This window comes from Paenibacillus apis, from assembly GCF_018333295.1.
GTDB classification, from domain to species: domain Bacteria; phylum Bacillota; class Bacilli; order Paenibacillales; family Paenibacillaceae; genus Fontibacillus; species Fontibacillus antibioticophila.
The window spans coordinates 1-277 of the sequence record NZ_BORS01000073.1 but is presented as its reverse complement, the minus strand read 5'-3'; the positions used below and the strand labels follow the sequence as shown (position 1 = coordinate 277).

Below are 277 nucleotides of genomic sequence, written 5' to 3'. Positions count from 1 at the left end.
TATCTTGAGAGAATTAATTTTCTCGTCAGTTTTGAAATGAGCAAGTCAAACACTTTATTGGAGAGTTTGATCCTGGCTCAGGACGAACGCTGGCGGCGTGCCTAATACATGCAAGTCGAGCGGACTTAATGGAGTGCTTGCACTCCTGAGAGTTAGCGGCGGACGGGTGAGTAACACGTAGGCAACCTGCCCGTAAGACTGGGATAACTACCGGAAACGGTAGCTAATACCGGATAATTTACCTTGCCGCATGGGGAGGTAATGAAAGGCGGAGCAA

The 277-nt window shown here is 48.7% G+C and carries 1 rRNA gene; it reads left to right on the top strand.

Annotated features, from left to right (window positions below):
* Window positions 1-54 precede the first annotated feature (54 nt).
* Window positions 55-277 (top strand): 16S ribosomal RNA (locus KI362_RS25380); the annotation flags it as partial.